Annotated in this window: 5 protein-coding genes and 2 pseudogenes; 4 read left to right on the plus strand and 3 right to left on the minus strand. The window is 66.5% G+C overall.

Translation table 11 applies throughout. The annotated features are described in order from the left end of the window. The first annotated feature begins 50 nt into the window (after window positions 1–50). Window positions 51–1,769 carry a type II secretion system ATPase GspE gene (gene gspE / locus CRO39_RS16375; RefSeq protein ID WP_097123038.1) on the plus strand — a complete coding sequence of 573 codons (1,719 nt, stop codon included), beginning with the start codon at window positions 51–53 and terminating at the stop codon, window positions 1,767–1,769. A 121-nt stretch (window positions 1,770–1,890) separates the two neighbouring features. Here gspE and CRO39_RS21415 read toward each other — a convergent pair whose 3' ends face one another. From CRO39_RS21415 to CRO39_RS21425, 3 genes and pseudogenes are all read right to left on the minus strand, one after another. Beyond that, complete coding sequence (locus CRO39_RS21415; RefSeq protein WP_425479720.1) at window positions 1,891–4,149, minus strand: YadA family autotransporter adhesin; 2,259 nt, start codon at window positions 4,147–4,149, stop codon at window positions 1,891–1,893. Between the two features lie 102 nt (window positions 4,150–4,251). Further along, a pseudogene (locus CRO39_RS21420) lies at window positions 4,252–4,920 on the minus strand (YadA family autotransporter adhesin); the annotation flags it as partial. Window positions 4,921–4,965: 45 nt separating this feature from the next. After that, window positions 4,966–5,607 (minus strand): annotated as a pseudogene (locus CRO39_RS21425) (ESPR-type extended signal peptide-containing protein); the annotation flags it as partial. A 649-nt stretch (window positions 5,608–6,256) separates the two neighbouring features. Here CRO39_RS21425 and CRO39_RS16385 point away from each other — a divergent pair. From CRO39_RS16385 to gspG, 3 genes are all read left to right on the plus strand, one after another. Further along, entirely contained in the window at window positions 6,257–8,017 is a 1,761-nt protein-coding gene (locus tag CRO39_RS16385) for a S8 family serine peptidase (protein WP_097123040.1), read from the plus strand. A gap of 139 nt (window positions 8,018–8,156) precedes the next feature. After that, window positions 8,157–9,374: a type II secretion system protein XpsF gene (gene xpsF, locus CRO39_RS16390; protein ID WP_097123041.1), complete on the plus strand. Its 1,218-nt coding sequence runs from the start codon at window positions 8,157–8,159 to the stop codon at window positions 9,372–9,374. Window positions 9,375–9,472: 98 nt separating this feature from the next. After that, window positions 9,473–9,907 carry a type II secretion system major pseudopilin GspG gene (gene gspG / locus CRO39_RS16395; protein ID WP_097123042.1) on the plus strand — a complete coding sequence of 145 codons (435 nt, stop codon included), beginning with the start codon at window positions 9,473–9,475 and terminating at the stop codon, window positions 9,905–9,907. The last annotated feature ends 6 nt before the right edge of the window (window positions 9,908–9,913 follow it).

Genomic DNA, 9,913 nt, shown 5'->3' on the forward strand with positions numbered 1-9,913 from the left:
GGCGGCCGCCCCTTGCTGCTAAAGTTGCCGCATCGCCCTGGGAGCAGACCGTGAGCGCTGTCGCCACCGAACAAACGCCGCCGGCCACTGCCGACGAACGCATCGTCCAGGCGCTGCTGGCCAAAGGCCGGTTGAAAGAGTCGGATCTGGTGCGCGCGCGCCGCCTGCATGAGGAAACCGGCGGCAGCCTGTTGTCGCTGCTGGCCCGGCTGGGGCTGGTGTCCGAACGCGACCATGCCGAGACCGCGGCAGAAGTGCTGTCGCTGCCGCTGGTCAGCGCCCGCGACGTGGCCGAGGTCGCTCCCGAGTCGGTGACGCTGTCGCCACGCTTCCTGAAACAGTTCCATGTCTGCCCGGTCAGCGAGGATGAGCGGTTCATCGACCTGCTGATGGCCGACCCGCAGGACGGCTACGCCATCGATGCGGTGCAGCTGGCGACCTCGCGCCAGGTGCGTCCGCAGGTGGCGTTGCGTTCGGAAATCGACGATCTGATCGAACGCTATTACGGCCAGGGCCGCAGCGCGATGGGCACCATCGTCGAGAACGCCGATGGCGAGGCAACCGGCGATCTCGACGATGTCGAGCACCTGCGCGATCTGGCTTCCGAAGCGCCGGTGATCCGGCTGGTCAATCTGGTCATCCAGCGTGCGGTGGAACTGCGCGCCTCCGACGTGCATATCGAACCGTTCGAGAACCGCCTGAAAGTGCGCTATCGGGTCGATGGCGTGCTGGAGGAGGGCGAGAGCCCGCCGGCCAATCTGACCGCGGCGGTCATCAGCCGCATCAAGATCATGGCCAAGTTGAACATCGCCGAGCGCCGCTTGCCGCAGGATGGTCGCATCATGCTGCGGGTGCAGGGCAAGGAACTGGATCTGCGCGTGTCCAGCGTGCCCACCGCGCATGGCGAATCGGTGGTGATGCGCCTGCTGGATCGGGAAACGGTGGTGTTCGATTTCCACCGGCTCGGCTTTACCGACAGTTTCCTGCCGCAGTTCCAGAAAGTGCTGGAGCAGCCGCACGGCATCCTGCTGGTGACCGGCCCGACCGGGTCGGGCAAGACCACCACGCTGTACACCGCGCTGAGCAAGCTCAACACCAGCGACGTCAAGATCATCACCGTCGAGGACCCGGTCGAATACCAGATCGAAGGCATCAACCAGATCCAGGTCAAGCCGCAGATCGGACTGGATTTCGCCAACGCGCTGCGCAGCATCGTGCGCCAGGATCCGGACATCATCATGATCGGCGAAATGCGCGATCTGGAGACCGCACGCATCGCCATCCAGTCGGCGTTGACCGGCCACCTGGTGCTGTCCACGCTGCATACCAACAATGCGGCCGGTGGCATCACCCGTATGCTCGACATGGGCGTGGAGGACTATCTGCTGACCTCCACCGTCAACGGCATCCTGGCCCAGCGCCTGGTGCGCCGGCTGGAGTCGTCGCATGCCGAGCGTTATCCAGCATCGCCGGAGGAAATCGAAAAGTTCGGCTTGCGCCGCTTCCAGCCCGACGGCGAGATTTTCCTGTACCGTCCGCGCGCATCGGCCATCGCGCCGACCGGTTATCTGGGCCGTACCACGATCATCGAGTTCCTGGTGATGAACGATGAACTGCGCCGCGCGGTGATGCGCCACGCCGGCATGGGCGAACTGGAGCAACTCGCCCGCCAGTCCGGCATGCGCACCATGTACGAAGACGGCATCATCAAGGCGTTGGCCGGGCAGACGACGATAGAGGAAGTGTTACGGGTCACCGAGGACGCTTGAGAACCTGCCCAAATCTTGCTGCGCTACCAACTGGCCGGTTTCGCGATAGACGTTGAACAGATCCTGAGAAGAAAAACCCGGCCGGAGCCGGGCTTTTCTTTTCGAGGCTACGCGAACCGAGTTACAGGTCGATACCGAAACCCACGCCGGCGGATTTCTCGTCGCCGCTGAACGCGCCGCCGATGCTGAAGGAGGCGCGTTCGCCGATTGGTTTGGCATAGCCCACCGACAACGCATTCTCGCCGTTCTGCCAGCCGGCACCCACCGCGACGCGGCCGCGCGGACTGCGGCTGCCGGCGGCATTGATGGCCATGTTCAACATCGCCGAACTCATCGCCCCCATCTTGTCCAGCCGCTGGTCCTGTTGCGAGAAGCGGCGGTCGACATCGCTGCGGAACGCGTTGAAGTCGTCTTCCAGCGCCATCACCCTGAAATCGGTGTAGGCGTTGGCGCTGGTCAGCGTCTGCGTGGCGGTATTGTCGGCATAGGCCTGTGCGCTGCTCAGCGTGGCCGCGTCGCCGGCGTCGGCGTAGCCCGCGGCAGCGACCGGCACCTCCTCGCTGGCGTTGGCCGCTACCGCCTGCTGGCCATCGTTGGCCGACTGCGGGGACGCTCCGGTCGTTGCCGGACCTGCACCGCCTGCGCTTTGCACGTTCTGGGAAGCGGTGCCGCCGGCGGCGACCTTGGCCTGGCCGCTTTGCGCAGGCGGTGTCGCGGTCGCGCCAGGATTCGCATTTTCGAACTTGCCGAACAACTCTGTCAGCTTGGCATCGACGGCGGTAAACGCTGCGCCGACATTGTTGTAGACACTGCCCTGGATCGAATAGCTCGGCGCGATGAAGACTCCGCCGGAGAAGCCTGCTCCGCCGCCCAATGCACTGGCCATGAAGCTGACCTGCGACAGGTTGACCGCATCGGTAGCTTCGGTTGCGGCGGCGACGTTGACGATCTGGCGTTCGCTGCCGGTATCGCCGACCGAGACGGTGTTGTCGCGGTCGTTCCAGGAGTTGGCGCCGATCGCCACGCTGTTGTTTGCGGCGGCCACCGAGTTGACGCCCACCGCCACGCTGTCGTCGCCATCGGCATAGCTGTTGTGGCCCAGTGCGGTGCTGTAGTCGCCGGTCGCCCAGGCGCCGTTGCCGAAAGCCGATCCTCCCAGTCCGCTGGCGCGCGTATTGATCAAGCCAAAGAACGTGGTGCCGCCCACGGCGGTGCTCTCTTCGCCACCGGCCGACGCGCCTTCGCCCACGGCGGTGGATCCGCTGCCGCCGGCATCGGCGCCGTAGCCGAACGCGGAAGAAAAATCGCCGCCCGCGCTGCTGTAACCGCCCATCGTGGTGGACGCCAGTCCGGACGCGTCGCTGCGGAAGCCCACCGCAGTGGCCTGGGTATTCGAAGCCGCGGCTTCGGTGCCTAGCGCGTTGGCATAGGCGCCGGAAGCGTTGGCACCCGCGCCGACGGCAGTGGCGCCGGCTTCACTGGCAGTGGCGCTGGCGCCCAAAGCAGTGGCGTCTTCGCCCGTAGCCTGGGCTTCGGCACCGGTAGCGGTGCTGTTCTCCCCGCTGGCCAGGGCATTGAAGCCGGTGGCGGAGCTGAACTCGCCCAGGGCGAAGGCGCCGGAGCCGGTGGCGGTGGCGCCGGTGCCGTCGGCCAGTGCGGATGAACCGGAGGCGGTGGCGTAGTCGCCGTTGGCGGTGGCGTCATCGCTGCCGTCGCCCAGGCCATTGGCCTTGAAGTAGCGGGTGGCATTCTCGGAGGCTTCGGCCACGGCGGTGAGCTGGTCCAGGTTGACCGCGTCGGTGCCTTCGGTGCCGGCGGCGACGTTGGCGATTTGCCGTTCGTTGCCGGCGCTGCCGACCGAGACGGTGTCTTCGCGGTCGGCGACCGAGTCGCCGCCGATGGCCACACTGTTGTCGGCGGTGGCCGAGGCCAGGTTGCCCAGGGCCACGCTGTTGAAGCCCGGACTCCAGGCGCCGCCGCCCACCGCTACCGAGTAGTCGCCGGAAGCTTCGGTCGGCAGCAAGCCGAAGAACGCGCCGCCGACGGCGACCGAGTTGTCGCCGCTGGCAATCGAGTTGGCGCCCAGGGCGGTGGCGTCGTAGTTGCTGGCCACGGCGCCAAAACCCAGCGCGGTGGCACTGTCCAGACTCGCTTCAGCGCCATAGCCGAAGGCCGAGGCGCCGAAGGCCGAGGCGCTACTGTAGCCGCCGACGGCAGTGCCGGCGATGCCGGAGGCCTCGCTGCGGAAGCCGGTGGCGGTGGCCTGGAGGCCGGAAGCGGCCGCTTCGGTGCCCGTTGCGGTCGAGTAGGCACCGGAAGCAGCAGCCCCCGCACCGGTGGCGGTGGCACCGACTTCGCCAGCAACCGCGCCTGCGCCCACCGCAGTCGCATCATCGGCCGAGGCTTCGGTGCTGGCATAGACCGGATTGCCGTCTTCATCGAGCAGCGGATTGCCGTCGGCATCGAACAACTGGCGCTGACCGCCCAGTGCGGTGGCGCTGGCGCCGGTGGCTTGCGCTCCGGCGCCGTTGGCCACGCTGTTCTCCCCACTGGCCAGGGCATTGAAGCCGGTGGCGGAGCTGAACTCGCCTAGGGCGAAGGCGCCGGAGCCGGTGGCGGTGGCGCCGGTGCCGTCGGCCAGTGCGGATGAACCGGAGGCGGTGGCGTAGTCGCCGTTGGCGGTGGCGTCATCGCTGCCGTCGCCCAGGCCATTGGCCTTGAAGTAGCGGGTGGCGTTCTCGGAGGCTTCGGCCACGGCGGTGAGCTGGTCCAGGTTGACCGCGTCGGTGCCTTCGGTGCCGGCGGCGACGTTGGCGATTTGCCGTTCGTTGCCGGCGCTGCCGACCGAGACGGTGTCTTCGCGGTCGGCAACCGAGTCGCCGCCGATGGCCACACTGTTGTCGGCGGTGGCCGAGGCCAGGTTGCCCAGGGCCACGCTGTTGAAGCCCGGACTCCAGGCGCCGCCGCCCACCGCTACCGAGTAGTCGCCGGAAGCTTCGGTCGGCAGCAAGCCGAAGAACGCGCCGCCGACGGCGACCGAGTTGTAACCGCTCGAAAGCGATCCCGATCCTACGGCGGTACTATCGCCGCCGCTCGCTTCGGCGCCATAACCGAAAGCCGAGTCCAGCGTGCCCGCGGCAATGCTGTAGCTGCCGAAAGAAGCGGAACCTGCACCGGCGGCGGTGCTGTTGTAGCCGGCTGCGAGCGACTGCAATCCGCTTGCGGCAGACCCGTTGCCGAACGCGGAGGAATAACCGCCGGTGGCCGAGGCCTGCGCGCCTACCGCAGTGGACGCGGTGCCCGCAGCGATCGCCTGGCTGCCGGTGGCGGTGCTGTTGCCGCCGCTGGCCTGGCTGTAGCTGCCCACCGCGGTCGCGCCTTCCTGCGCGGCCCGGCTCTGGTAGCCCAATGCGGTGGCATGAACCGCGGTGGCGCTGGCGTACCCGCCAATGGCGGTTGCGCCTTTCCGGTTGGCGACGCTGCGGTAACCGACGGCAACCGCATCTTCGCCGGAAGCGTCGACTTCGCGTCCGCAGGAGACGGCATTCTTGCCGGCGTTGGCGCTGGGCACTGGCTTGCCCCTGGCGTCCACGCAGAACACGGCAGAGCTGGAATTGGGTTGCGCCTGCGGCGGCTTCTGGATCTTGTCCTTATCGCGTGCGGCGGCGGAAGCCGTCAGAAACAGACTGCCGATAGCCAGCGCCAGCGCGGTAACGCCAGCACCGGTGCGGGTGCGCATCGCGCTGCCGAGCGTGCCTTGGGGGCGTTTTGCGAATTCGGATGCGACGACCAGCATGCCGAGCGACCGGTTCCAAACTTTGCTGTAAATCCTGTTCATGAGTACGTCCTTGGCTTGGGGTTTTACGGGGGAATGCGATGGCGCCGGACTCCCTGCGGGAGCCGGTTGGTTGCGTAGCTGACTTCAGGAGGTAATGCGGCGATCTACGCGCAGCGGGAATACAAGAGTGAAGATCGCAGGCACGGAGCCGCGTGGCGCAAGACGCGCCGGCGGAAAAGAAACGGATGGGGAATCGTGCGAAGCGTGCGGCAGGCGCGCAGGGAATGTTGCGGTGCGCAAGCAGGCACCGACAGCGAATTCCATATCAGGCAACCGGCGAAACGTCGCGGTGCCAACCCATTCCCGCATGCCCCTTTCCCCTTTCCCGAGGTGAAACAGAATCTCCATGCGGTCCAACAGTACATGCGCGCAGTGGCAAACGCGAGAGGATTTGCTACGTTAGGCGAATCGACATTCGCAGATGAATTCAAGTGTTAACGCTGCGTCATTGCCGCGTGTAGACGGCGTGAAGAATGCTCGATGGCAGGTGGTGGGGATGCCTGCCGATGTTGCTTGAAGTGGCAAGGGCAAGCGTTTGATCGATCGCGTTGTCGCGTTCGATCGGACGAGCTCTTTCTTTCCTGTCAGACACGGAGCAAGTCAAGTGAAACTTCAGAATCGCAGCAATCGTAAACACCGCAACGCCTTGATGTCGGCCATGTTGCTGGCATTGGCATGCAGCGCCTCAGGCGCTTTCGCCGCCGACGCTTCCAGGATCGGCACGTCCGGTCTGGAGGACGGCGGCAACTACGACCGTTTTATCGTCAAGTATCGCGACGGCAGCATCGCCTCCGGCAATTCCGCCGGGTTGCAGCAATCGCTCAACTCGGCCCTGAGCGGCGCCGGACTGGGCGCGGCCGCGAAAGGGCGCTCTGCCGTTGCCGCCGCCAAGCTGCGGCGCATGGCCACCGGCGCGGATGTGATCAGAACCTCGCGCAAGCTGGATCGGGTGGAGGCGGAAAACCTGATGCGCCAACTGGCTGTGGACCCGGACGTACTGTACGTGGAAGTCGATGCGATGCGTACGCGCAATCTGGTCCCCAACGATACCTACTACGCTCAGTATCAATGGCACTTCAAGGATCCGGTTGGCGGCATCAATCTGCCGGCGGCCTGGGACAACGCCACCGGCGCCGGCGTGGTGGTGGCGGTGCTGGATACCGGCATCACTCCGCACAGCGACATGGATGCCAATATTTTGCCGGGCTACGACTTCATCAGCGATACCTTCGTTTCCCGCGACGGCGATCTGCGCGATCCCAATCCGCTGGATGAAGGCGACTGGAATCCGGTTGCGGGCGAATGCTATGCCGGTTCGCCGGTGCAGGACAGCAGTTGGCATGGCACTCACGTCGCCGGCACGATTGCCGAAGTCACCAACAACGCCAAGGGCATGGCCGGCGGCGCGTTCGACGCCAAGGTAGTGCCGGTACGCGTGCTCGGCCGTTGCGGCGGCTATACCTCGGATATCGCCGATGCGGTGATCTGGGCTTCCGGTGGAACGGTGGCCGGAGTGCCGGCCAATGCCAATCCCGCCGAAGTGATCAACCTGAGCCTCGGCGGTTCCGGCGCATGCAGCCAGACCGAACAGGCCGCGTTCGATACCGCCATTGCCAATGGTTCCACCGTGGTCGTTGCGGCCGGCAATTCCGCGGCCAACGCCGCCAACTATTCGCCGGCCAGTTGCAACGGCGTGATCACGGTGGCCGCCACCCGCATCACCGGCGGCATCGCTTCGTATTCCAACTATGGCGACGTGGTCGAGATCTCGGCGCCGGGCGGCGGCGGCAGCGTCGACGGCAATCCTGGCGGTTATGTGTGGTCGGCCGGCAACGCCGGCACCACGGTGCCGACCACCGAGACCTATTTCGGCATGGGCGGCACTTCGATGGCGGCGCCGCATGTGGCCGCGGTGGTAGCGCTGATGCAGAGCGTGGCCGAGACGCCGTTGACGCCGTCGGAAGTGGCGGCGACGCTGCAGGCCACCGCGCGTCCGTTCCCGGTAGCGCCTCCGGCCAACCGGCCCATCGGCGCCGGTATCGTCGATGCGGCCGCGGCGGTGGAGGCGGTCATCGGCGGCGGCGAACCGCCGACCGCCACCCCGCTGACCAACAACGTTGCCGTTGGCGGCAATTCGGGCGCCGCGAATGCGTCGATCAAGTATGCGCTGGAGGTGCCGGCCGGCGCCACCAAACTGTCGTTCGTCAGTTTCGGAGGCAGCGGCAACGCCGACCTGTACGTCAAGTTCGGCAGCGAGGCCGATGCGTCCAGCTACGACTTCCGCTCGGTCCGCCCCGGCAATACCGAAACGGTCAACATCGCCAAGCCGAAGGCCGGTACCTACTACGTCACCCTGGTCGGCAAGACCGCGTTCAGCAACGTCAGCATCCGCGGCAGCTTCAAGCCGTAAACCGCAAGCGTATCGACTGTGCAAGCCTTGGCGGCACCCCCGGCAGTCCGGGGTGCCGCGTTTGCGATGTGCCGCCCCCGATTGGCGCACAAGTGCCCTAGTGCGGTAACTTGACGACCCCTTGCCGCGACCCGCGCAGATGCCGCTATACCGCTACAAAGCCCTGAATTCGCGCGGCGAAGTGATGGATGGCCAGATGGAGGCCGGCAGCGATGCCGAGGTGGTGACGCGGCTGCAGGAACAGGGCCATCTGCCGATGGAAGCGCGGCTGGCCTCCGAATCCGGCGCCGGCCCGTCATGGCGCAGCCTGCTGTCGCCGAAGGCTTTCTCCGGCGAGCGGCTGGTGCAGTTCACCCAGCAACTGGCCACCCTGCTGGGCGCCGGGCAGCCGCTGGACCGGTCGTTGTCGATCCTGTTGGACCTGCCGGAAGACGACAAGGCGCGCGGGATCATCTCCGACATCCGCGACGCCGTGCGCAGCGGCGCGCCGCTGTCGACGGCGCTGGAGCGGCAGCACGGCCTGTTCACCCGGCTCTACATCAACATGGTGCGCGCCGGCGAGGCCGGCGGCAGCCTGCACGACACCCTGCAACGGCTGGCCGACTACCTGGAACGCAGCCGCGCATTGCGCGGCCGGGTCATCAACGCGCTGATCTATCCGGCCATCCTGTTGGTGGTGGTATCGCTGGCGCTGCTGTTCCTGATGGGCTACGTGGTACCGCAGTTCGCGGCGATGTACGAAAGCCTGGACGTGGCCCTGCCCTGGTTCACCCGCGGCGTGCTGTGGCTGGGTCTGCTGGTGCGCGACTGGTGGCCGCTGCTGGTGGCGGTGCCGGCGCTGCTGCCGTGGTGGCTGGATCGCAAGCGCCGGGATCCGGCATTCCGCGATCGCCTGGACGCCTGGCTGCTGCGGCAGAAGCTGGTGGGACCGCTGATCGCCAAGCTGGAAACCTCAAGGCTGGCGCGGACGCTGGGCACGCTGTTGCGCAATGGCGTGCCGTTGCTGGGCGCGTTGGGTATCGCCCGCAATGTGCTGGGCAACCGTGCGTTGTCGGCCGATGTCGAAAAGGCTGCCGAGGACGTCAAGAACGGTCACGGCCTGTCGGTATCGTTGGGCAAGGGCAAGCGTTTCCCGCGGCTGGCGCTGCAGATGATCCAGGTCGGCGAGGAGTCCGGTGCGCTGGACAGCATGCTGCTGAAGACCGCCGACACCTTCGAACAGGAGACCAGCCAGGCCATGGACAGGTTGCTGGCCGCCCTGGTGCCCGTCATCACCCTGGTGTTGGCGGCGGTGGTGGGAATGGTGATCATCGCCGTGCTGGTGCCGCTGTACGACCTGACCAACGCCATCGGATAGCCGTACGTCCCGGCCGGGGGATGCCCCGCCCCACACCCAACAACCCATTCAGAAACGACGGTACACACTCTATGGATATGACTACCAGGACCCCCGCGATGCGCCGCTCCCGTTCACTGACCCGTTCTCCATCGCCGGCCGCGCAAAGCGGCATGAGTCTGCTGGAGATCATCATCGTCATCGTGCTGATCGGCGCGGTGCTGACCCTGGTCGGCAGCCGGGTGCTGGGCGGAGCCGACCGTGGCCGCGCCAACCTGGCCAAATCGCAGATCCAGACCCTGGCCGGCAAGATCGAGAACTACCAGCTGGACACTGGCCGGCTGCCGTCGCGGCTGGAGGATCTGGTGAGCCAGCCCGGCGATGCCGGCGGCTGGCTGGGTCCGTACGCGAAGGCGGCGGAGTTGAACGACCCCTGGGGCCATCCCATCGAATACCGGGTGCCCGGTGAAAACCAGCGTTTCGATCTGATCAGCCTGGGCGCCGATGGCAAGACCGGCGGCGACAGCTACGACGCCGATATCCGATACGAGTAAGCCTTT

The organism is Pseudoxanthomonas wuyuanensis (assembly GCF_900215535.1).
In the GTDB taxonomy this organism is placed as follows: Bacteria; Pseudomonadota; Gammaproteobacteria; order Xanthomonadales; family Xanthomonadaceae; genus Pseudoxanthomonas_A; species Pseudoxanthomonas_A wuyuanensis.

Coding starts and splice junctions, on each gene's coding strand:
- CRO39_RS16385 (WP_097123040.1), top strand. CDS start 6,257: ATGTCGGCCATGTTGCTGGCATTGGCATGCAGCGCCTCAGGCGCTTTC.
- xpsF (WP_097123041.1), top strand. CDS start 8,157: ATGCCGCTATACCGCTACAAAGCCCTGAATTCGCGCGGCGAAGTGATG.
- gspG (WP_097123042.1), top strand. CDS start 9,473: ATGCGCCGCTCCCGTTCACTGACCCGTTCTCCATCGCCGGCCGCGCAA.